Source organism: Streptomyces sp. ISL-43 (assembly GCF_018614195.1).
Lineage (GTDB): Bacteria > Actinomycetota > Actinomycetes > Streptomycetales > Streptomycetaceae > Streptomyces.
Genome location: NZ_JAGGOT010000035.1, coordinates 49804 through 72833, shown reverse-complemented (window position 1 = coordinate 72833; position 23030 = coordinate 49804). Strand labels below are relative to the sequence as shown.

The window sequence follows — 23030 nt, the reverse complement described above, 5'->3', positions numbered from 1 at the left end:
CGGGGCCCGGGGTGCGGGGCCCGGGGTACGGGGCCCGGGGCCCGGGGTGCGGACGAGGCCCGGGACCCCGAGGCACCCTCCAGCCCCTCGCCCTCACGCACCCTCACCGCATCCCATGCCGACAAGTAACGAACGCACGGCCACACCTGAGCACCCATCATGGCCAACTCTCCGAACACACCGAAGGCTCCCGACCCAAGCCCCGCCCCGCCGTGGCGGGCACGGCGAGACGGAGCGGTCAGACCCTCAGTAGAGTCCTGCGAAGTTTTTTCGTCAACACTTTTCACAAGGATTGAAGAAACCCCAAGTTCACAGGCCTGATGCCTTATTGACACGTCATTGGATCTTCAATTCATGAACGTTCAAACCCTTGACGCCCTCCGCCCCGGGCAGTTCACTCACGCTTCGATCCCCCCGGATCCACAACGTCAGGAGTCCCCCCGCATGCCCCTGCTCTCCGACCACCCGCCACGCCCCTCGCGGCTGACCGTCGCAACCCTCGCGGCCGCACTGGTCGCGGCCCTCCTCGTGCTCCTCCCGAGCACCGCCGCCACCGCGGCGCCCACGCTCCTCTCGCAAGGCAAGTCCGTCACGGTCTCCTCGGTCGAGGGCGCCGGCACCCCCGGCTCCGCCGCCGTGGACGGCAACAACGGCACCCGCTGGTCGAGCCAGTTCGCCGATCCGCAGTGGATACAGGTCGACCTCGGCGCCCCGGCCCAGCTGAGCCAGGTCGTCCTGCGCTGGGAGACCGCCGCCGCGAAGGCGTACCGCGTCGAGCTGTCCACGAACGGCACCAGCTGGTCCACGGCCTATTCGACGGCCAACGGCACCGGCGGCGTCCAGACCCACGACATCACCGGCACCGCCCGCTACGTCCGCGTCTACGGCACCCAGCGCACCACCGGATACGGCTACTCGCTCTGGGAGTTCCAGGTGTACGGGACCGCTGGCACCGGCCCGACCCTCCCCGGCGGCGGCGACCTCGGACCCAATGTGATCGTCTTCGATCCGTCCACGCCGAACATCCAGGCCAAGCTGGACGAGGTCTTCGCCCAGCAGGAGTCGGCCCAATTCGGGTCCGGCCGCTACCAGTTCCTCTTCAAACCGGGTACCTACAACGGCCTCAACGCCCAGATCGGCTTCTACACCTCCATCTCCGGCCTCGGCCTGAACCCCGACGACACCACCATCAACGGCGACGTGACCGTCGACGCGGGCTGGTTCGGCGGCAACGCCACGCAGAACTTCTGGCGTTCGGCGGAGAACCTCGCCCTCAGCCCGGTCAGCGGCACCGACCGCTGGGCCGTCTCGCAGGCGGCTCCCTTCCGCCGGATGCACGTCAAGGGCGGGCTCAACCTCGCCCCCGACGGCTTCGGCTGGGCCTCGGGCGGCTACATCGCCGACTCGAAGATCGACGGCCAGGTCGGCAACTACTCGCAGCAGCAGTGGTACACCCGTGAAAGCTCCATCAGCAGCTGGTCCAACAGTGTCTGGAACCAGGTCTTCTCCGGCACCGTGGGAGCGCCCGCCCAGACCTTCCCGGAGCCGCGCTACACCACCCTCGACACCACCCCGGTCTCCCGGGAGAAGCCCTTCCTGTACCTGGACGGCTCCGAGTACAAGGTCTTCGTCCCGGCCAAACGCGTCAACGCGCGCGGCACTTCGTGGGGCAACGGCACCCCGCAGGGCACCTCGATCCCGCTCAGCCAGTTCTACATCGTCAAGCCGGGCACGAGCGCCGCGACGATGAACCAGGCGCTGGCCCAGGGCCTGCACCTGCTCTTCACCCCGGGCGTCTACCACGTCGACCAGACCGTCCAGGTCAACCGCGCCGACACCGTCGTCCTGGGCCTCGGCCTCGCCACCCTCATCCCCGACAACGGGGTGACGGCGATGAAGGTCGCCGACGTCGACGGCGTGAAGCTCGCCGGGTTCCTGATCGACGCCGGCCAGGTCAACTCCCCCACCCTGCTGGAGGTCGGCCCGGCCGGCACCACCACGGACCACGCGGCGAATCCGACCACCGGCCAGGACGTCTTCATCCGGGTCGGCGGCGCCGGCGCGGGCAAGGCGACGGCCGGCATGGTGGTCAACAACCACGACACGATCGTCGACCACACCTGGATCTGGCGCGCCGACCACGGCGACGGCGTGGGCTGGGAGACCAACCGCTCCGACTACGGGTTCCGCGTCAACGGTGACGACGTACTGGCCACCGGCCTGTTCGTCGAGCACTTCAACAAGTACGACGTGGAGTGGAACGGCGAGCGCGGCCGGACGATCTTCTTCCAGGACGAGAAGGCCTACGACGCCCCCAACCAGGCCGCCATCCAGAACGGTTCGATCAAGGGCTTCGCGGCCTACAAGGTGGCCGACTCGGTCAACACCCACGAGGGCTGGGGCCTGGGCAGCTACTGCTACTACAACGTCGACCCGACGATCCGCCAGGACCACGGCTTCCAGGTCCCGGTGAAGCCCGGCGTGAAGTTCCACGACCTCCTCGTCGTCTCGCTCGGCGGCAACGGCCAGTACGAGCACGTCATCAACAACACGGGCGCCCCGACGTCGGGTACGTCGACCACCCCGTCCACCGTCGTCTCCTTCCCCTGATCTCCCCTGACCCCCGGATCGCGGGGCGGCCGCCGGCTGCCCCGCGTTTTCCGGGACATCCGAGAGAGCGCTCTCCCATCCTCCCGGCCCTCTCGGGCCTCCTCGAGTGCCACCCACACCAAAGGAGCCGCAGCATCATGAAACTCCGACCGCGGGCCCTGTCCGCGCTACTCGTTTCGGCGGCCGTCGCCGTGATCGCGGCCGCCGGTCTCGGCGCCACCGCGCTCACCGCGCAGGCCACCCCCGACTCCGGCGCCGTCCACCTGGGCATGGACCACTCCGCCGTGGCCGCGCTCGCCTCGGGCGACGACCCCGACGGTGACGGCTACATCCCGGCGGTACCGCAGGTCACCGGCGTGACCCCGTCCTGGAACAACCCGCCGGACCGCTACTTCCACGAGTTCCAGGCCAACTGCGCGGTCAGCAGGACCGCCCCCGACGACCCGATCGTGTACGCGGGCCGGCCGGGTGCCTCGCACGACCACACCTTCATGGGCAACACCACCACGAACGCCTTCAGCACCACCGCCTCGCTGAGCGGCGGTGGTACCGCCTGCAACGCGGTCGGCGACCTGTCCGGCTACTGGATGCCGACGCTCTACAACGGCAGCCAGAAGGTCCTGCCCACCGGGCCGCAGGTCATTTACTACAAGACGGGCGTCACCGACTACACGAGCGTGCGCCCCTTCCCCAAGGGGCTGCGCTTCGTCGTCGGCAGCCCGACCCAGACCGCGGCCGAGTTCCGCGGCCACCGGGGCTGGGTCGAGGGCTGGGAGTGCGGTGACAGCTTCAAGAACACGGAGTTCCCGACCGACTGCCCGGCGGGCACCCAGCTCAACATCCGTATGCAGTCGCCCAGTTGCTGGGACGGAAAGAGCCTGGACACCCCGGACCACAAGGCGCACATGGCCTATCCGGTGGTGAAGCCCGGCAACAACGACAACGTCTGTCCCGCCGGCCACCCGGTCGCGGTGCCGATGGTCGAGTTCAAGATGGCCTTCCCGGTCAGCGGCGACATGTCGCAGGTCAGGCTGTCGAGCGGGTCCGGCCACTCCTTCCACTACGACTTCTTCAACGCGTGGGACGACCGGACCCTGAACGCCATGGTCGAGCACTGCATCAAGGGCGGGCTCCAGTGCAACGCCCGCGGCTACGACGAGTCCCACCCCGGCGCGGGCGCCGTTCTCGGCCCCGACTACCGCCTCCCGTAGCGGATCCCCACACCGCATCCCCACACCCGCGTACGGACACCCGCGTACGCACCCCCACACCCTCCCAAGGAGGTTCCTGCATGCTCTCCCGCATGCGCAGCACCCTCACCGCGGCCGCCCTGCTCGCGGGCGTCGTCACCATCGTCCCCGCGGGCCCGGCGCAAGCCGCCGGCAGCGTGGTCAAGGTGACCGGTGTCCAGGGCAACTGGCAGCTGACCGTGGACGGTTCCCCGTACCTCGTCAAGGGCGTCACCTGGGGACCCTCCCCCGCCGACGCCGCGCGCCTGCTCCCCGACGTGAAGTCGCTGGGCGCCAACACCATCCGCACGTGGGGCACCGACGGGAGCAGCCGCCGGCTGTTCGACGCCGCCTCCGCGAACGGCATCAAGGTGGTCGCCGGATTCTGGCTGCAGCCCGGCGGCGGTCCGGGCAGCGGCGGCTGCACGAACTACGTCACGGACACGACGTACAAGAACAACGTGCTGACCGAGTTCACCACATGGGTGGAGGCCTACCGCGACCACCCGGCGGTGCTGATGTGGAACGTCGGCAACGAGTCGGTGCTCGGCCTGCAGAACTGCTACAGCGGAACGGAGTTGGAGAACCAGCGCAACGCGTACACGACTTTCGTGAACGACGTGGCGAAGGCCGTGCACCGCATCGACGCCAACCACCCGGTCACGTCCACCGACGCGTGGGTGGGTGCCTGGACGTACTACAAGCGCAACTCCCCCGATCTGGACCTCTACGCGGTCAACTCCTACAAGGAGGTGTGCGGGGTCAAGCAGGCATGGGAGCAAGGTGGTTACACCAAGCCCTACATCATCACGGAGACCGGTCCGGCGGGCGAGTGGGAGGTCCCGAACGACGCGAACGGGGTTCCGCTGGAGCCCGGCGACCAGGCGAAGGCGGATGGTTACACCAACGCGTGGAACTGCGTCACCGGCCACCGCGGGGTGGCGCTGGGCGCGACGGTCTTCCACTACGGCACCGAGTACGACTTCGGCGGGCACTGGTTCAACCTGACCCCGGCCGGAGAGCGCCGCAAGATGTACTACGCGGTCAAGCGCGCCTACGGCGGCAACACGGCCGGCGACAACCTCCCGCCGACCGTCGCCGTGCCCTCCGTCCCCGACCCGGGCGCCGTCCCGGCCGGCAAGGAGATCACCATCCAAGCTCCGGCTACCGACCCCGAGGGCGACCAGCTCTCGTACGAGGTGCTCTGGGGCAGCAAGTACGTGGACGGTGGCGGAGGGCTGGTCTCCGTACCCTCCACGCACCTGGGCAACGGCACGCTCAAGGCCACTGCTCCGGCCAAGACCGGGGCGTGGAAGCTCTACGTCAAGGTGAAGGACGGCCGGGGCAACGTGGGCGTCGAGCAGCGCTCGGTGAAGGTGGTCCCGCCGCCCGTCTCGGGTACGAACGTGGCGCTGAACCGGCCGACCACCGCCTCGACGTTCCAGAACGACGGCTGGGGCGGCTGCCCGTGCACCCCGCAGCTGGCCACGGACGGCAGCAACAGCACGCGCTGGGCGAGCACATGGGCCGATCCGCAGTGGCTCCAGGTGGATCTGGGGTCGGTGAGGCAGCTGAAGCACGCGCAGCTGGTGTGGGAGAGCGCGTACGGGAAGGCCTACACGATCCAGGTGTCGGACGACGGCCGGAACTGGCGGACGGCGTACGACACTTCGTCCGGTGACGGCGGCATCGACGACTTCGACGTCTCCGCGTCGGGCCGGTACGTACGCCTCGACATGACCCAGCGGGGCACCGGTTACGGCTACTCCCTGTTCCACTTCGGCGTCTACGCCTGATCCCCGGTCCCGACGTCCCCGCACACCCCGCGCGCCGCCCGAACCTGACCCGGGCGGCGCGCGGTTTCGCATGCCCTGGCGCGCAGCATGCCCTGGCGCGCGCTCTCTCGGGCCAGGGCAGCCCGGCGCGCTCAGACCTCCAGGACGATCTTCCCGGCGGTGTGTCCGGCGCGGCTGAGCTCGAAGGCGGCCGCCAGTTCGGCGAGCGGGAAGGTCTCGGCGACGGTGACGGTGAGCGCCCCGGCGTCGGCGAGCCGGCCCAGCTCGGCCAGGTCAGCGCCGATGGGCCGCACCCACATCCACTGGCCGCCGGCGCCGAGGACGGTGTGGTCGGCGATGGAGGCGTGCCGGCCGCCTTCGGCCAGTACCGCGAGGGTGGTGTCGAGGACGTCGCCGACGAAGTCGGCGACGACGGTGACCCCGTCGGGCGCCAGCTCCCGGACCCTGCCGGCGAGCCCGTCCCCGTACTCGACGGGTTCGCAGCCGAGCTCGCGCAGCCGGTCGTGGTTGCGCGCGGAGGCGGTTCCGATGACCCGGGCGCCGAGCGCGCGGGCGATCTGTACGCCCAGGGTGCCGACGCCGCCCGCGGCGCCGTGTACGAGGACGGTGTCGTCCTTGCCGGTGGCCAGGCGGGTGAGCACCTGGTACGCGGTCAGGCCGGCCAGCGGCAGTCCCGCGGCCTGCTGCCAGCTCAGGGAGGCGGGCTTGGCCGCGAGGGCCCGTACGGGCACGGTCACGAACTCGGCGAAGGTGCCGCCGTGCACGTAGTCCTTGCGGGCGTAGGCGACGACGTCGTCTCCCGCCGTGAACTCGGGGGCGTCGATGCCGGCGTACTCCACGGTCCCAGCCACGTCCCAGCCGGGCACGACGGGGTACACGACGTGCATGAGCGCGTCGAGTCCGCCCGCCATGATCTTCCAGTCGACGGGGTTGACGGAGGCGCACCGCACCCGCACGAGGACCTCGCCGGGTCCGACCTTGGGGACGGGGAGCCGGGTCTCGGAGAGCACCTCCACTCCGCCGTAGGTCTCGTAGATCATCGCCCGCATGGTGCCCTCTTGGTCCTCGGACATACGCCTCGCCTCTCCGTGAGCCGGTCAGATGTCCCCTTGCCCATCCCACCACGAAGAGCCGCGCCCGCCCGGGGAGGAAGGGCGGGCGCGGCGCGGCGGAACGGTTCGGGTGGGAAAGGGGACCGGTGGAACCGGCTCCAGGAAGCGGGTGGCGGCCTCCCTGCCCCGTTACAGGGCCCGGTGGGCGGCGATCACGTCCGCGTAGTGCCGGCCGCTGGTCTTGACCGTGCGGCGCTGCGTGTCGTAGTCCACGTGGACCAGGCCGAAGCGCTTGTCGTAGCCGTAGGCCCATTCGAAGTTGTCCAGCAGGGACCAGGCGTAGTAGCCGGCCAGCGGGGCGCCGCGGCGGGCCGCGCGGGCGCAGGCGGCCAGGTGGGCCGTGAGGTACGCGGTGCGCTCGGGGTCGTGGACGCTGCCGTCGGGGGCCACGGTGTCGGGGTACGAGGAGCCGTTCTCGGTGATGAGGATGCGCCGGGCCCCGTACTCCTCGGTGAGGCGCATGATCAGGGTTTCCAGGCCGTCGGCGTCGACCTCCCAGTCCATTCCGGTGCGCGGGACTCCGGGCAGGTCGATCATCCGGGCGTAGGGGGCGGGACCGTGCGGGTCGGCGGTGACGATCTGCGGGAAGTAGTAGTTGAGGCCGATCCAGTCGAGCGGGGCGGCGATGGTGTCGAGGTCGCCGGGGCGTTCGGGCAGGTCCACGCCGTAGACCTCGCGCATGTCGGCGGGGAAGCCGCGGCCGTGGACGGGGTCGAGCCACCAGCGGTTGACGTGGCCGTCCATCCGCCGGGCGGCGGCGTGGTCGGCGTCGCCGTCACCGGCGGGCGCGACGGTGGAGAGGTTGTTGACGATGCCGATCTGCGCGCCGGGTGCTGCGGCGCGGATGGCCTGGGTCGCGAGTCCGTGCCCCAGCAGCAGGTGGTAGGAGGCGCGGACGGCGGCCGTGAGATCGCTGACACCGGGGGCCATCTTGCCTTCGAGGTGGCCGATCCAGGCGGAGCACAGCGGTTCGTTGAGCGTGGCCCACTGGGTGACGCGGTCGCCGAGGCGCCCGGCGACGAGGCCGGCGTACGAGGCGAAGTGCTCGGCGGTGGCCCGCTCGGGCCACCCGCCCCGGTCCTGGAGCGCCTGGGGCAGGTCCCAGTGGTAGAGGGTGACGGAGGGCTCGATGCCGGCGGCGAGGAGTCCGTCGATCAGCCGGTCGTAGAAGTCGAGGCCCTTGTCGTTGGCGGGGCCGTCGCCGCCGGGCAGCACGCGCGGCCAGGCCACGGAGAGCCGGTAGGCGTTGGTGCCGAGCCGGCGCATCAGGTCGATGTCGCCCTGCCACCGGTGGTAGTGGTCGCAGGCGGTGTCGCCGTTGTGGCCGCCGGCGATGGCGCCGGGGGTACGGGTGAAGGTGTCCCAGATGGAGGGGGCACGGCCGTCCTCGGCGACCGCGCCCTCGATCTGGTAGGCGGAGGTGGCGGTGCCCCAGACGAAGTCGCGCGGGAGGGCGGCGAGATCGATGGCGGCGGGGTCGAAGGCGGCGTGGGTGGTGCGGGCGGTGTCGAGGCGGCCCGCGTCGAAACGGGTTTCCGAAAGGGTCATTTGACGGCTCCTGCCGTGAGTCCGGCCACCAAGTACCGCTGGAGCAGCAGGAATCCGGCGACGACGGGGATGCTGACGACGAGCGAGGCGGCCATGATCTGGTTCCAGTAGACGTCGTTCTGCGTGGAGTAGCCCTGCAGTCCGATGGCCAGGGTGCGGGTGGCGTCGTTCGTCATGACGGAGGCGAAGAGGACCTCGCCCCAGGCGGTCATGAAGGCGTAGACGGCGACGGCGACGATGCCCGGCACGGCGGCCGGGATCACGACGCGGAAGAGCGCGCCGAGCGGGCCGCAGCCGTCCACGGTGGCGGCCTCGTCGAGGTCGCGGGGTACCGAGTCGAAGTACCCGATGAGCATCCAGATGGAGAAGGGGAGGGAGAAGGTGAGATAGGTGAGGATCAGTCCGCCCCGGGATCCGTACAGGGCGATCCCGGTGGTGTTCCCGATGTTCACGAAGATCAGGAACAGCGGGAGGAGGAAGAGGATCCCGGGGAACATCTGTGTGGAGAGCACCGTGACGGTGAACAGGCGCTTGCCGCGGAAGCGGTAGCGGCTGACCGCGTACGCCGCGAAGACGGCGATCACGACCGAGCAGGCGGTGGCCGCGCCCGCCACGATGAGCGAGTTCACGAAGTACTTGGCGAGCGGGATGGTGTGCCAGATGTCGATGTAGGGGCGGATGGTGAGCCCGCTGGGGATCCAGCGGAACTGGCCGGCCACGTCCTTGAGGGGTTTGAGCGAGCTGGTGACCATCACGTAGACGGGCACGAGGACGAAGACGGCGAGGACGATGAGGAAGAGCGCCCGGATCACCTTGAAGGACACCGGCGGATCCAGGGGCGATCTCGTACGGGCCCCCGTACGGGTCCGCGTACGGGACTGCGTACGGGACTGCGTACGCGTACGGGTCTGCGTACCACCGGTCTGCGCGCGGCGGCCGTGGTCAGGCATCGGATTCCCTCCGTCCCCGCGTCGTGAGGAACAGGTAGACGGCGGTGACCAGCAGCAGGAACAGCAGCAGGAGGACGGACATGGCCGAGCCGGTGCCGAAGTTCCATGTCACGAAACTGGATTGGTAGATGTGGATGGAGACGAGGTCGGCCGCCTCGGGTGCGGCCTTGCCGAACAGCACGAAGGGCGTGCCGAAGTCGTTGAATGTCCACAGGAACAGCACCAGGACCAGCACTTGGTTGACGGCGCCGACCGAGGGCAGGGTGATCCGGCGGATCTGCTGCCAGACCCCGGCCCCGTCCAGCGCGGCCGCCTCGTAGAGGTCCTTCGGGATGTTCTGGAGGGCGGCCATCACGATGAGGAACGCGAACGGCCAGCCCTTCCATACGGAGATGACGAGCAGCGCCCAGAAACTGTTGTCGCCCAGGAGCCAGAAGGTGTGCTCGGCGCCGCCGATGCCCAACTGTTCGTGGATGACGTGGTTCACCAGGCCGTTGTCCCGCTGGAACATGAACGCCCAGGTGATGACGGCCGCGTAGACCGGGAGCGCGTAGGGGATCAGGAACAGCGCCCGCAGGATGCCGCGGCCCCGGAAGGTCTCCTGCATGAAGACGGCGGCGGCGGTGCCGAGGAACCAGCACAATCCGACCGAGAGGAGGGTGAACAGGACCGTCGTGAAGAAGGAGTTGAGGAGAGCCTCGCCGACGGGCTTGTCGATGTCGACGGCGAGTTCGTAGTTGTCGAAGCCCGACCAGGGGGCGCTGGACCAGTTCCGGATGAAGAACTGGGTCAGCTGCCGGAAGCTCATCGTGATGCCCATGACCATCGGGATCAGGTGGATGAGCAGTTCGAGGAGCAGGGCGGGCAGGAGCAGGAGGTACGGAAGGGCGGTGCGGCGCGCGCGGCCGGGGCGGCGCACGCGTGCGGGCGTGCGCCGGACCTTCCCCGCCGTGGCGGCCGGTCGTTCCGCTACGGGTGCTACGGGTGCTACGGGCATGAACCGGTGCTCACTTCTGCATCTGCTGCTGGGCCTTGGTGAGCCGCGCCTTGACCGACTCGGCGGTCACCGGGCGGCCGGCCGCGGCTTCGGCGAAGAGCTCCTTGACGGCGGTGCCGACGGCTGTCTCGAACTGCGACTCCTCGGGGACCTGCGGGAGCGGGGCGGCGCTGGTCGAGAGGGTGTTGCGCAGCACGGTGAGGTCGGCGTCGGCGAAGGCGGGGTCGCCCTGGGCGGCCTTGACCGGCGGGATGGACCCGTAGGTCTTGTTGAGCAGCTTCTGCTCGTCGTCGCTGGTCATGAACTTCACGAACTTCAGGGCGCCGTCGATGTTGTCGGTGTTCTCGAAGACGGCCAGGTTGATGCCGGCGACCATGGAGTTGACGTTCTTGCCGGTGCCGGGGGTGCCTCCGGCCGGCACCGGGACGGGGGCGACGCCCCAGTCGCCCTCCTTCATCCCCTGGGTCTTGAAGCTGCTGGCCGCGCTCTGCCAAAGGACCATGGCGGTCTTGCCGTTGGCGAAGTCCTGGAGGGACTGGTTCTTGTCGTACTCCGCGTTGCCCGGCGCGATGATCTTGTCCTTGGCCATCAGGTCGACGTACTGCTTGACGGCCTCGACGTTGGCGGGGGTGTCGAAAGTGGGCTTGCCGGAGGCGTCGAAGAAGCTCGCGCCGTGCTGCTGGGAGAAGACGAAGGCCTGGTGGATGTTGTTGGAAAGGTTCGAACCCTCGGCGCCGAGCGCCCACTTGCCGTCCTTGGACAGCTTCTGGCCGATGGTGACCATCTCGTCCCAGGTGGCCGGGGGCTTCTCGATGCCCGCCTCCTGGAACATCTTCTTGTTGTAGTAGAGCGCGTACGACATCGAGTACAGCGGGACCGCCGCCGGGTCCTTGCCGACGGCGCCCGCCGAGCCGATGGCCGAGTCGACGAAGCGGTCCCTGCCGCCGATGGCTTCGAAGTTCTTGGCGTCCCAGGGCAGCAGGGCCCCGGTGGCCTGGAGGGAGGAGGACCAGGTGTTGCCGATGTTGAGGACGTCCGGCCCCTGCCCGGACGCGGTGGCGGCGAGGATGCGGTTGAGCAGGTCCGACCACGGGACCACTTCGAGCTTGACCTTGATGCCGGTCCGCTCCTCGAACTTCTTCAGCTCCGGGCCGAGGGTCGCCTGGTCCGCCGCGATGTCGGGGCCCTGGTTGGACGCCCAGTAGGTGAGCTCCTTGGGGGCGGTGTTCGATCCGCCCTCGCTGTCCGCGGATCCGCCCCCGCAGGCGGTCGCGGCTGCGAGCATGGACACGGTGACGGCGGTGACGGCGGCGGCTCGGGTTCTGCGCATGGCGGCTCGGTCCCTTTCGGCAAGGTGGGGAAGAAAGACCTGCGAGATGGCGCGAATAACCGGCCCCAACCGGGTACTTGGCCGCTCCGTTTGATCCAGGCCTTAATTTAGGACGTGAGTTAAGCCTCGCGAAAGGGTCGCGTCAAGGGGTCGCGCAAGGGTATGTTGCGATCGATGTCAGGGCGGAAGGAGCCACATGACCACGGGGCGCAGTGGACGTACGGTGCGGGACCTGCGAAGGGGCAACCGCAGCGCAGTACTGCAGCGGTTGTACTTCGGCGGGCCGATGAGCCGGCAGGAGCTCGGCCCCGCCACCGGCCTGAGCTCCGGATCCGTCAGCAACGTGGTCGGCGAACTCGTCGCGGACGGGCTCCTGGAGGAGGCCGGCATCGTCGATTCCGACGGCGGCCGCCCCCGTACGCTGCTGCGGATCGCTCCGGGCAGCGCGCACATGATCGGCATCGACGTCGGCGAAACCCGTGTCAGGGTGGAGCTGTTCGACCTCACCCTCACCGAACTGGCGCGCACCGAACTGCCGTTGCAGCCGCGCGGCTGCTACGACGTCGGCCCGATCGTCGACCACGTACGGACCGGGATCGCCACCGTGCTCGCCGAGGCGGGGGTCGGCACGGACCGGCTCCTCGGGGTCGGGATCGGCGTACCCGGCATCGTGGACCGCGACGCGCCGGGCGGAACAGTGGTCCACGGGCAGACCATCGGCTGGGACGCCGTCCCGCTGGAGGCGCTGCTGCGCGAGACGGGAGCCGTGCCGCACGAGGTCCCGTACATCATCGACAACGGGGCGCGCACGCTCGGCCAGGCGGAGATGTGGTTCGGCGCCGGGCGCGGCGCGCGGGACGCGGTGGTCGTGCTCTTCGGCTCCGGTGTCGGCGCGAGCCTGATCACCGACGGCTCCCCGGACGGCGGTGCCACCGAGGGCGCCCCGCTGGAGTGGGGCCACCTGACGGTCCAGGTCCGGGGCCGGCGCTGCCGGTGCGGGGCGCTGGGCTGCCTGGAGGCCTACACCGGGGCCGAGTCGCTGCTGGCGCGCTGGGCGGAGCTCGGTGGCGGCGGGGAGGCGGTCGCGGGGGACGAGGAGGACGCCCTGGCAGCGCTGCTGGCGGCGGCGGGCGGCGGCGACAAGGTCGCCCTCGACGTCCTCGACGAGACGGCCGAGTACCTGGGCGCGGGCCTGTCGGACGTCATCAACCTGTTCCACCCGGAGCGGATCCTCATCGGCGGCTGGGCGGGCCTGATGCTGGGCCCGCACATCCTTCCGGCGGTACGGGAGCACGCCACGCGCTACTCGCTGCGCCACCCGGCCGCCCGGGTCACCATCGACATGGGCTCGCTGGGCCCGGACGCGGTCACGGTCGGCGCGGCCACCCTCCCCCTGGCGGCCTTCTTCGCCAGGGGCGGCCGCCGCACCCCGCCGGAACCCCCGACGGAAGCCCCGGGCTGGCAGACGGCCCTGGAGGTCCGAGGCGAGTCGGCGGCTGCCCGGCGGGGGTAGCCGCCGGGCGGGGCGGCCGGACGGGGCAGGGGTCGCTGGGCAGGGCCGGGCGGTGGGACGAGGGCGGGGCCGCCGGCCGGCGTCGAGCGGCCCCGCCTCCTCGAGGCCGCCGGCCGGCGTCGAGCGGCCCCGCCTCCTCGAGGCGGCCGGGCGGGGTCGAGCAGGCGGACCGGGGTCGGCGTGGCTCAGGCCGAGTCGCGGACCACGAGTTCCGGATCGAAGAGCACCGCGGCCGGGGCCGCGGCCGACGTGCCCGCCACGCGGTCCAGGAGGAGGCGGACCATTTCCGCCGCCATGTCCTCCACCGGCTGGCGGACCGTCGTCAGCCGGGGGCGGGCCGCCCCCGCCGCGCCGGAGTCGTCGAAGCCGACCACCGCGACGTCGTCCGGAACGCGCAGCCCGTGCTCGCGCAGCACCAGGCAGGCCCCCTGCGCCATCAGGTCGTTCGCCGCGAACACCCCGTCCAAGTCCGACTGTTCGGCCAGCAGCACGCGCATCGCGTGCTCGCCGCCGTCCAGCGTGAAGTCCGCCTCGGCCACCCGCACCGCGGCGCCCGCCAGCGCCTCCCGGAAGCCCGCCACCCGCTCCCGGCTCGCCGGCACGTCCGCCGGTCCGCCGATCGCCGCCAGCCGCACGCAGCCACGGGCCAGCAGGTGCCGCGCCGCCAGCGCCCCGCCCTCGCGGTGGCGCAGATCGACCCAGTCCAGCCCGACCGGGGGCGTCGGCCGCGCGAAGAGCACCGCGGGCAGGGCGGCGGCCGCGAGCATCCCGGGCAACGGGTCGCGGCCGTCGGTGGTGACGAGCAGCGCGCCGTCCGCACCGCCCTGGGAGAGGTAAGCGAGCACCTGCGCGCGGTCCTCCTGCCCGTCGGCGAACATCAGCACCGGGTGCACCCCGCGCGGGCGCAGCGCCCGTACGACCCCGCTCACCACCCGCCCGAAGAAGGGGTCCTGGAACACCCGGTCGCTGTCGGCGCCCGCGCCCGAGACCACCAGCGCCACCGCCCCCGACCGGCGGGTCACCAGGGAGCGGGCGGCCCGGTTCGGCACGTACCCGGTCGCGGCGACGGCCTGCTGGACCGCCTGTTGGATGACCGGGTCCACATTGCGGACTCCGTTGACCACGCGCGACACCGTGGCCCGGGACACCCCGGCGGCGCGCGCCACGTCCTCCAGGGTCGGGGCGGTCCCGGTGCCGGCGCCCGTGCTCGATCCGTCCATGGCGGCACTGTAGCCGCCCGCGCCCGGGCCATCTCTTTCGGATCCTGCCGGGCCGACAAGGTCCGCAAGAGCCGCCCTAGACATCGATCGCCGCCCGGAGCGGCAGGTCGCCCGCACTGCGGCCGGCCAGGACCTCGAAGCGGCCCGGCTCCGTGATCCAGCCCGCGGCCTCCGGGGACCAGGACTGCAGGGCGCGCGCGGGAACCCGTACGTACGCCGTCACCCGCTCCCCCGGCTCCGCCTCCGCGGCCGCCCATCCGGCAAGCCAGCGGACCGGCCGCTCGACGGCCGAGTCGGGCCGGGACAGGTGGAGTTGGACGACCTCGCGGCCGTGCCGGGTGCCGGTGTTGTGCAGGGTGACGGGGACCTCGAAGCCCCCACCGGGTGCCGGCTCGGGCACACCGATCTCCTCGAACTCCCAGGTGGTGTAGCCGAGTCCGTGGCCGAACCAGTACGCGGGCCGTACCGCACCCGGGCGTCGCAGCCAGGCGCGGTGGCCGATGTGCAGGCCCTCCTCGTAGGGAAGCCGGCCGTCGGTGGGGTGCGTGGTGCGCACGGGGGCATCGGCGAGTGTGGCGGGCCAGGTGGTGGGAAGGCGTCCGCCGGGCTCGGCGCGGCCGAGCAGCACGTCGGCGAGGGCGTGCCCGGCCTCCTGGCCGGGGAACCAGGTGAGGAGGACGGCGTCGGCAGCGTCGCGCCAGGGCAGTTCGACGGGGCCGCCGGAGTTGACGACGACGATCGTAGGGGGGTTCGCGCGGGCGACCGCCGCCACCAACTCATCCTGTGGCGCGGGCAGTCGGAGCGACTCCCGGTCGAAGCCCTCGGACTCGCCGCCTTCCGTGGTGCCGACGACCACGACGGCGGCGTCGGCCCCGCCGGCGGCGGCGACGGCGGCGGCGAGCGCGTCGGCGGGGTTGGGCACGGGCGGGGCGGCGGTGAGGACGGTGGCCCGGCCGGTGCCGGGGGCGAGTTCGCGCCGGGCGACCACGCGGACCGGGCGGCCGGCGGTGAGCGGGATCCGGGCGGTGTGCTGGGGCGGGCGGACGTGGATGACGGCCGGATCGTCGGTCTCGGGTGGGAACTCGCCGTCGATCAGGGCCGTTGTGCCTGCGGAGAGGCGCAGGGCGCCGAAGCCGCCGAGCCCGAGGGTCCAGGGTCCGGTCGCGTCGGGGTGGAGCAGGGCGTCGAGCTCGATGGTGTGGGCGCCGGGCGGCAGTTCGGGTTCCAGGACGCGCCCGGAAGGCTGGTGCGCGGAGTACAGCACCACGTCGGCGGCGTCGAGCACGCGCAGGCGCACGCCGGGTGCCCCGCCCTCCGGGTCGCGGGCGTACCGCGCACCGAGCGGCTCCTGCCCGGCGCCGCCCTCGGGCGCGGGGCCGGGCTCGTACCCGATCCGGACGTGGGGCGGCAGCGCGTCGCGCAGCCCGTCGAGCGGGCTGACCACGCCCTGCGGGAAGACCTCGGAGCTGCCACCGCCTTGTACGCGGGGGGTGTCGGCGTGTGCCCCGATCACGGCGAGGCGATTGAGCGCACCGGGCTCCAGGGGCAGCGCTCCCCGGTTCTCCAGCAACACGAAGCTCGCGGCGGCTGCTTCGCGCAGCTCCCGGCGCAAGGCGGAAGTCTCGTCATGGCCATCGGCACCGCCCTTCGCGGAGGAACCGGAGGCAGCCGCCTCGCGCAACCCCCCGCGGAGGGCGGAGCCATCGCCATCGCCATCGGCACCGCCCGGCGCCAACGGACGGGAGGCTGCCGCCTCGCGCACCCTCCGATGCAGGGCAGAGGCCGGCCCCTCGACCGGGGCCGAGGTCGAGGCAGAGGCCAGGACTGGAGTCGAGGTCGAGGCCCGGGCTGAGGCCTGGGCCGGCTCCAGGGTTCGGGCCTGAACCCCCCGGTCCGGGGTGCAGGCCTCACCCGCCTCGTCAGGGGTACGGGTTGAGCCCGCCCCGGCAGGGGTGTGGGCCGTGCCCGCCCCCGCAGGGGTGTGGGCCGTGCCCACTCGGTCCGGGTCACGGGGGCCGAGGGCGCCTACGCGGTCCGCGAGGCGGAGGAGTCTGCGGGTCTTGTCCTCCACCGCCTCGGCCGGGACGCGGCCGCTCGCCAGGGCCTCCACCAGCGGCTCGCCCCACAGGCCGTGGGGGCCGGGCATCGCCAGGTCCTGCGCGGCGACGGCCGAGGCCACGGTGGAACGGACCCCGCCCCAGTCGGAGACGACCACTCCGTCGAAGCCCCACTCCCCCTTCAGCGGGTCGGCGAGCAGGGAACTCTCGCTCATCGTGGTGCCGTTGACCTTGTTGTACGCCGACATGACGAGCCACACCCCGGCCCGGACGGCGGCCTCGAAGGGCGCGAGGTACAGCTCGCGCAGCACGCGCTCGTCGAGCCGTACGTCGAGGGTCAGCCGTTGCGTCTCGGAGTCGTTGGCGACGTAGTGCTTCGCCGTCGCGGCCACTCCCCGCGACTGGACGCCGCGGATGAAGGCCGCTCCCGTACGGCCCGCGAGGAGCGGGTCTTCGGAGAAGCACTCGAAGTGGCGCCCGGCGAGCGGGCTGCGGTGCAGGTTGAGGGTGGGTGCGAGGAGGACGTGGACGCCTTTGCGGCGGGCCTCGTCGCCGAACAGTTCACCGAGCCGGCGGACCCGGTCCTCGTCCCAGAGTGCTCCCAGCGCGGTGGGCGAGGGGAGCAGGGCCGAGGTGGAACTCTCCTCCCAGCCGGGCCCGCGTACCCCGGCCGGACCGTCCGAGAAGACCATCTCCCGCAGCCCGATGGCCGGTTCGGGGCGGGTCCGCCAGATGTCGGCCCCGGTCAGCAGCCGCACCCGCTGCCCGGGATCCAGCTTGTCCACCAGTTGTTCCACGTCATCGTGCATGTCCACCCCTCGCACACCAGCCATCCGGATCGCCGGGAGAGCGCTCTCCCGCATGATCCCGGCGCACCGGACGGACTGTCAACGGCCGTGCGCGGACAGGCGCCGGAGCCGCCCCGTCGAATCGCGCGGGTGAAGAGTGCGGGACTGGCGACCACGACCGTGGCCGCCGATCTGCCGGGGCCGCTGCTGACCGGCTGCGGCGAGCGGGATCCGGCGTACGGCGAGCGGGCCGCGGTCACGCCGTACGCGGGCATCGAGGAGGCGCCGCAGAGTCCGGCCGCGTTCCCGCGGCGCGCTCTTCGACGAGGAGTCGTTCGACGAACTGCTGACCGGCATCCAGCGGCAGCCTCTGAAGCGCGGGAACCCGCCTGATCCGGCCGGTTCCCGCGCCGGACCCAACAGGCGGCCGGCCAGCGGTCAGGCGCGTGCGCGGCCGGTCAGGCGTGGACGGGGTGCGCGGCTTGGAAGGCCAGCCGGGCATCCGCGCCATCGGCGAGACGGCCCAGCAGCTCGTCGAGTTCGAGGTACACCGCCCAGCGCTCGGTGCCGGGCGGCGCGGCCCGGACGAGGTGGTCGATCAGGAGGTCTTCCAGGTCGGCGACCCGCGCGCCCTTCCACACCTTGTCGGCGGCGCTGACCAGCAGCTCCTCGATGCCCACCCCATCCGCCGCCCAGGCTGCGTGGGTGGCGGCGAAGCGGGCCGGCGCCGGGGGGAAGCCGTGTGCGAGGAGCAGGTCCCGGCCGGCCGGCTCGTGCGCGGAGCCGGGGCCTTCGAGTTCGGCGGTGTGCACGGCCTTGCCGATGTCGTGGGTGGCCGCGCCGAACAGCACGGCGTCGCGGTCGAAGGACACCGCCGGGTGGAACTCCGTGAACCAGTCGGCCAGTTCACACCCCACATCGTGCACGAGCCGCAGATGCGCCGCGAGCCTGGGCGGCGCGGCGAGATCGCGCAGCAGTGTGGATACGACTCCGGGGAGAGGGCGCAACGGCAGGTCGGCCGGGGCGTCGAGCGCGCGGGAGAGGAGGTCGGATCGGGGCATCCGGCCAGACTAACCCGGGCACCGCGGCGCGCCCGTACCCGCGCGGCAGCCCCCGTACCCGCACGACGACCCGCGTGGAAGCAACGCCCGCGCGGAGGCGACGCCCCCGGCCCGCCCTCACTCGTACTCCGTACCGCCCTTGCGCGTCAGGTACGCGGGGCTGACCGCCTTCGCGATGGCGCGTCCGCCGACCACCGGGCTGTAGCGCTCTGCCGCCGGCCGGATGACGACACCCTCGCGCAGGTGCATGCCCCGGCCGGACACGGTCTCCCGACCGCTCGCCCACTCCAGAACCATGTCCAGGTCGTAGGCACCCTCGAACAGCCGGGGAACCAGGGGCAGTTCACCATCGACGAAGACCTGTGCCGGGTCCAGCCACCGCACTTGTCCGTCGATCTCGGCGGAGACGTCGAATACGGCGTACCCGGGCGGCGTTTCGGCCGTCCGCACGTCGGTCCCGTAGGCCAGGTCCTGAACTCCCTTGCCGTACACCTCGGCGAAGATCCCGACCCTGGTCGCCCCGACCCGCTCGGCCAGCCGGGCGGCGGCCTCGGGCACGCCGTGGCCGCGTGCGGCCCGCCAGTAGAGGTTGCGTTCGTCCTCCCGGAGCGCCAGCCCCTTGGATCCGAAGCCCTTGGAGGAGACGAGCACCCGGCCGTCCTCGGCGACATAGGTCAACAGGCAGGCGGTTCCGTGCAGTTTCTCCGTGAGGACGACGGGCTCGCCGGGCTCGAAGATGCCCGGGTAGCGCTGGAGGTTCTCGATGTCCACCCACGGGAGCAGCTCGGCGGCGGCCTCCACCTCCCCGTCCATGGTGGTCGGGACGGGCGGGGACCATTTGGTGATGCCGAGCGACTCGGAGAAGTCCGTACCCTCCTTGGCCGCCAGGACGAGGTCCACGTCGGCCAGTGCGCGCGGCCGGCAGACCAGGCCCTGCGACAGCTCGCCGCGCAGCCGGACGGCCTTGACCCGGTTCGCGTCGCCGCCGGCGAGACGGCCGGTCAAGCCGAGCTCCTCGATCAAACCGGCGGGCAGCACGGACTGTTCGGGTACGTAGAGGGCGAAGTCCCCGGTGCGGTAGACGCCCTTGGCGACGACGGCCCGGTAGAGGCCCACCTGCGCCAGCTCCAAGGCATCGGCGTTCGGGTGTGGATGGACGGAGATCTCTTCGGCGGTGACCCTCAGGGTCGACATGGCGGTACTCCTCGAATGACGGGCGTCAGGTCTCGCAGGTCACTCTGCGACCCCGCATTTCCACTGGTCCAGCGCTTATTCACGGTGTTAGCCTGCGGCGGCGGTCCCGCCTGCTCGGCGGCTCTTCGATGGTCCACAACGGCCTCTGCAACGGCCTCTGCCGCAGCCGAGGCGATCGGGGCCAGGGGGGCGAGCGGGCCCCACCGTACTCGCCGCGCGCGGACGCCGTGATCATGGGCGTGGGCACGACATGGGTACTGCGTCACACAGGAGGCTCATATGTCACGTCGTCCGGTCACCGTCGTCACCGGAGGCAGCCGCGGCATCGGCGCCGCCACATGCGTCCGGCTCGCCGCCGACGGGCACGACATCGTGCTCGGCTACCTCCGCGACGAAACTGCCGCCAAGGCCACCGCCGAGCGCGTGCGCGCGGCCGGCGCCCGGTGCGTGAGCGTGCGCGGCGACACCTCCGAGGAGTGCGGCGTCGAGCGGCTCTTCGACATCGCCGGAGCCGAGTTCGGCGCGGTGACCGGCCTGGTCAACAACGCCGGGGTGACCGGCACCCCGGGCCGGCTCGCCGACACCAGCACCGAGGACCTGCGCCGGGTGCTGGACGTGAACCTCTTCGGGTACCTGCTCTGCTGCCGCCGGGCCGCCCAGGACATGGCCCGCTCCGGCGGCGGGGCGATCGTCAACGTCTCCTCCGCGGCCGCCACTCTCGGCAGCCCCGGCCGCTACGTCCACTACGCCGCCACCAAGGCGGCCACCGACACCCTGACCCTGGGCCTGGCCAAGGAGCTCGGCCCGGACGGGATCCGGGTCAACGCCGTGGCGCCCGGCATCATCGAGACCGACATGCACGCCGCCATGGGCGACCCCGACCGCCCGGCGCTCGCGGCCGCCGAGATCCCGCTCGGACGGGCCGGGCTGCCCGCCGAGGTCGCCGCGGCCATCGCCTGGCTGCTCTCCGCGGACGCCGCGTACACGACCGGGACCGTCCTCCGCGTCGCCGGCGGACGCTAGTGCGGTAGCCGGCAAGTCGGACGGCCCTGGGGGTGCTTCTCGCCCTGCCGGTGTTCAGCCGTCGATCGGGAAGGCCGCCCGCGTGGCCGGACCGTAGATGCCCTGCGGGTCGCCCTTGATGCTCCGGTGCTGCTGGAGCTGGGTGACACCGCGCCGGGTGTGCCCGTCGTAGACCCCGGTGACCGAGACGTACGTGAACCCCTGCGCGTAGAGCCGTTCCTGCAGGGCGCGCACCTCGGCGCCGCGGTCCCCCGGACGCAGGGTCCCGGCCTCTTCCGGCGGCTGCGTGCCCGCGGGAGCCGACGGCTTCGGGTCCCGGCTCGCGCTCGCCTGCGGAGCGGGCACCGCCGGGGCAGTCGTGGACGGCGCCGGGGGCTCGACCGGCCGTACGGACTCCGCGGCCGGCGAAGGATCCTCGCCCGCTCCCGGGCTGCGCACGGGAAGCATCGGCACGGACAGGTCGGGCAGGGCCACGGCCCGCGGCGGCTCCTCCTGCTCCGGGCCGAGCAGGAGGAGCGCGAGGACGCCCGCCGCGCCGAGTGCGAGCAGGGCGAGCCAGGCGAACGCGAATCCGGCGCGCCGGTCGGCACCGGGTCGGGCCGGGGGCACGGGTGAGGACGCCGGCGGCGGGACGCGAGGAGGCTCGGGCACGGCGGCGGGCGGCCCGAAGCGTGTCGGCACGGAGACCCGCCCGGACTCCTCGGGCCAGGCGGGAGCCGTCGACCCGGACGGCAGGCCCGAGGGGGCGACGTAGGGGCGTACGAGCAAGCGATCGTCGTCGGGCACGATCCCACTCTCATCGGGGTCAGGGGACACGGTTGTCTCCCGGCGGGTACGGGGGCCGGCGCGGCGGTGCGGTGTCGGCCCCCGTACCCGGCCGGTCAGGCCCTGCGCCGCCGGGCGGCCAGGACCGTTCCGGTACCGGCGGCCAGTACGACGGGGCCGGCGGGCGGCTCATGCGGTGGCGCTTGCCGCTCGGGCGATGGGACGCCGGTCCGGACGGTGGTACTCGCCCGGCGCACTCTTTCCCCCGGGGATGCCCCAGGTCAAGCCTGATGTCCGATGCATCCCATCCGCCCTATGTGTACATGACGACTTCGGCCAAACCGTCCCCCGGGGCCGGCTCCTCCGCAAGGCCGATCGCGGCCGACGGTCCGCATAACGGACGCTCAACTCCTCCCCCATGACCTACCGGTGGTCGGCCCCGGAGGTCTCCGGGGCGGTCTGCGCACCGGCCCCTCCCGGCGCGGCGCCGGCCCGCGGGCTCCCGTCCGCCCGCGCGGGCTTGTGGGCGTGGGCCCCTCCTCGCACCTGCACCCGCGCCCGCGCCCGGGCGCTTCCCGCCGTGGAGGCGACCCATGCGGTGACGGCCGCCAGGGCCATCAGCACCGCCCCGGTCAACGGTGCGGCGGACACGGAGATCCCGTCGACCGCGAGGCCGCCGGACAGCGCACCGGCGGCGATGGCCAGGTTGAACATCGCGACCATCAGCGAGGAGGCGGCCTCCGGCTCGTCCGGGGCGGCCTTGATCATCCAACTCTGGAGACTCACCGACACCCCGCCGTACACCAGGCCCCAGGCCAACAGCAGCACCGTGCCCGCGACCGTCCCGGGCACGTTGGCGATCAGTGCGAGGATCACGGCGAGGAAGGCCCCGACCGCGAGCAGCGTACGGTGCGGGTCGCGCGCGCCCGCCAGGAAGTTGCCCGCCACGCCCGCGAGCCCGTACCCCAGGAGGAGGGTGCTGACGAAGCGCACGTCGATGCCCGACACCTCCTGCAGGATCGGCCGTACGAACGTGTAGGCGGCGAACTGCCCCGCCACCACCAGGAAGGTGACGGTTACTCCGGCCCGGACCCCACGGTTGCTCCGGAGCAGGGCGGGGAGTTGGGCGAAGGTGGTGTGGCGGGTCGGCGGCAGCGCGGGCAACAGCAGGAGCAGGGCAGCCAGCGTGAGGAGTCCGAGTCCGCCGACGGCCGCGAAGGCGAAGCGCCAGCCGCCGAGTTCGCCGAGCAGGGTCCCGGCGGGGACACCGAGCACGGAGGCGGTGGGGACACCGCCGAAGACGAGCGCGGTGGCCCGGCCGACGTGGCGCTCGGGGACGAGGCGTACGGCGAGTCCGCCGGCTATGGCCCAGAAACCGCCGACGCCGACCCCGACGAGCAGCCGCGCCGCGAGGAGCACCGCGAAGCCCGGGGCGAGGGCGGCGACCAGGTTCGCGGCGGCCATCAGCGCGATCAGCCCGACCAGTACGAACCGCCGGTCGAGCCGGCCGGCGCCCACGGTGACGAGCGGCGCGCAGAACCCGGCGACCAGCCCGGGCACGGTGACCATCAGCCCGGCGGTGCCGTCGGACACGCCGAGATCGTCGCCGACGGGGGTGAGCAGCCCTACCGGCAGCAGTTCGGAGGTGATGAGGCAGAAGATCCCGAGCGCGACGGCGCACACGGCGCCCCAGCCCTTCCACCCGGCGACCGCCCCATCGGAAGCGGGCGCGGGGGCGGGGTCCGGAGCGGGACCGGGCTCGCGGATCGGCTCGGAGGCCAGGGCAGGGACCTGCTCGGAGGCCTTGCCAGAGAGGGGGGCCTGCCCTGGGCCAGGG

At 72.2% G+C, this 23030-nt stretch carries 16 protein-coding genes; 5 read left to right on the top strand and 11 right to left on the bottom strand.

The window, feature by feature from the left end; all coding sequences use genetic code 11:
- The first annotated feature begins 444 nt into the window (after positions 1-444).
- From J7F03_RS21215 to J7F03_RS21205, 3 genes are all read left to right on the top strand, one after another.
- Positions 445-2610 (top strand): discoidin domain-containing protein, encoded by a 2166-nt coding sequence (locus J7F03_RS21215; RefSeq protein WP_214951716.1) that lies wholly within the window; start codon positions 445-447, stop codon positions 2608-2610.
- 137 nt (positions 2611-2747) lie between these two features.
- Complete coding sequence (locus J7F03_RS21210; RefSeq protein WP_214951714.1) at positions 2748-3821, top strand: DUF1996 domain-containing protein; 1074 nt, start codon at positions 2748-2750, stop codon at positions 3819-3821.
- 80 nt (positions 3822-3901) lie between these two features.
- Positions 3902-5635, top strand: coding sequence for a discoidin domain-containing protein (locus J7F03_RS21205; RefSeq protein ID WP_214951711.1), 1734 nt, complete (start codon positions 3902-3904; stop codon positions 5633-5635).
- A 131-nt stretch (positions 5636-5766) separates the two neighbouring features.
- Here the strand turns inward: J7F03_RS21205 and J7F03_RS21200 are convergent, their stop codons facing one another.
- The 5 genes from J7F03_RS21200 to J7F03_RS21180 form a co-directional block, all read right to left on the bottom strand.
- Positions 5767-6684, bottom strand: a complete 918-nt coding sequence (locus tag J7F03_RS21200; protein ID WP_214951896.1) for an NADP-dependent oxidoreductase — start codon at positions 6682-6684, stop codon at positions 5767-5769.
- A 192-nt stretch (positions 6685-6876) separates the two neighbouring features.
- Complete coding sequence (locus tag J7F03_RS21195) at positions 6877-8295, bottom strand: GH1 family beta-glucosidase (protein ID WP_214951709.1); 1419 nt, start codon at positions 8293-8295, stop codon at positions 6877-6879.
- A complete protein-coding gene (locus J7F03_RS21190) occupies positions 8292-9131 on the bottom strand; it encodes a carbohydrate ABC transporter permease (protein WP_374104375.1) in 840 nt (279 codons plus the stop codon). The genes J7F03_RS21195 and J7F03_RS21190 overlap by 4 nt, the downstream gene beginning before the upstream one ends.
- Positions 9132-9237: 106 nt before the next feature.
- The gene (locus J7F03_RS21185; protein ID WP_214951705.1) at positions 9238-10242 is read right to left on the bottom strand and encodes a carbohydrate ABC transporter permease; all 1005 of its coding nucleotides are present in this window, start codon (positions 10240-10242) and stop codon (positions 9238-9240) included.
- Between the two features lie 10 nt (positions 10243-10252).
- Entirely contained in the window at positions 10253-11572 is a 1320-nt protein-coding gene (locus tag J7F03_RS21180) for an ABC transporter substrate-binding protein (RefSeq protein ID WP_214951703.1), read from the bottom strand.
- Positions 11573-11768: 196 nt separating this feature from the next.
- On the opposite strand from J7F03_RS21180, the gene J7F03_RS21175 reads away from it, so the two are divergent.
- Positions 11769-13085, top strand: a complete 1317-nt coding sequence (locus J7F03_RS21175) for an ROK family transcriptional regulator (protein WP_214951701.1) — start codon at positions 11769-11771, stop codon at positions 13083-13085.
- Positions 13086-13270: 185 nt separating this feature from the next.
- Here J7F03_RS21175 and J7F03_RS21170 read toward each other — a convergent pair whose 3' ends face one another.
- From J7F03_RS21170 to J7F03_RS21150, 4 genes are all read right to left on the bottom strand, one after another.
- The gene (locus J7F03_RS21170; protein WP_214951699.1) at positions 13271-14305 is read right to left on the bottom strand and encodes a LacI family DNA-binding transcriptional regulator; all 1035 of its coding nucleotides are present in this window, start codon (positions 14303-14305) and stop codon (positions 13271-13273) included.
- A gap of 76 nt (positions 14306-14381) precedes the next feature.
- Entirely contained in the window at positions 14382-17171 is a 2790-nt protein-coding gene (locus J7F03_RS41115; protein WP_251072236.1) for a glycoside hydrolase family 3 C-terminal domain-containing protein, read from the bottom strand.
- A gap of 437 nt (positions 17172-17608) precedes the next feature.
- Positions 17609-18211 carry an HD domain-containing protein gene (locus J7F03_RS21155; RefSeq protein ID WP_214951697.1) on the bottom strand — a complete coding sequence of 201 codons (603 nt, stop codon included), beginning with the start codon at positions 18209-18211 and terminating at the stop codon, positions 17609-17611.
- 117 nt (positions 18212-18328) lie between these two features.
- The gene (locus tag J7F03_RS21150; RefSeq protein WP_214951695.1) at positions 18329-19405 is read right to left on the bottom strand and encodes an RNA ligase (ATP); all 1077 of its coding nucleotides are present in this window, start codon (positions 19403-19405) and stop codon (positions 18329-18331) included.
- Positions 19406-19684: 279 nt separating this feature from the next.
- On the opposite strand from J7F03_RS21150, the gene J7F03_RS21145 reads away from it, so the two are divergent.
- Complete coding sequence (locus tag J7F03_RS21145) at positions 19685-20428, top strand: SDR family NAD(P)-dependent oxidoreductase (protein WP_214951693.1); 744 nt, start codon at positions 19685-19687, stop codon at positions 20426-20428.
- A 54-nt stretch (positions 20429-20482) separates the two neighbouring features.
- Here the strand turns inward: J7F03_RS21145 and J7F03_RS42370 are convergent, their stop codons facing one another.
- Together J7F03_RS42370 and J7F03_RS21135 are read right to left on the bottom strand one after the other, a co-directional pair.
- Positions 20483-21214 (bottom strand): peptidoglycan-binding protein, encoded by a 732-nt coding sequence (locus J7F03_RS42370; RefSeq protein WP_214951691.1) that lies wholly within the window; start codon positions 21212-21214, stop codon positions 20483-20485.
- 402 nt (positions 21215-21616) lie between these two features.
- A complete protein-coding gene (locus J7F03_RS21135) occupies positions 21617-22876 on the bottom strand; it encodes an MFS transporter (RefSeq protein ID WP_214951690.1) in 1260 nt (419 codons plus the stop codon).
- Positions 22877-23030 lie beyond the last annotated feature (154 nt).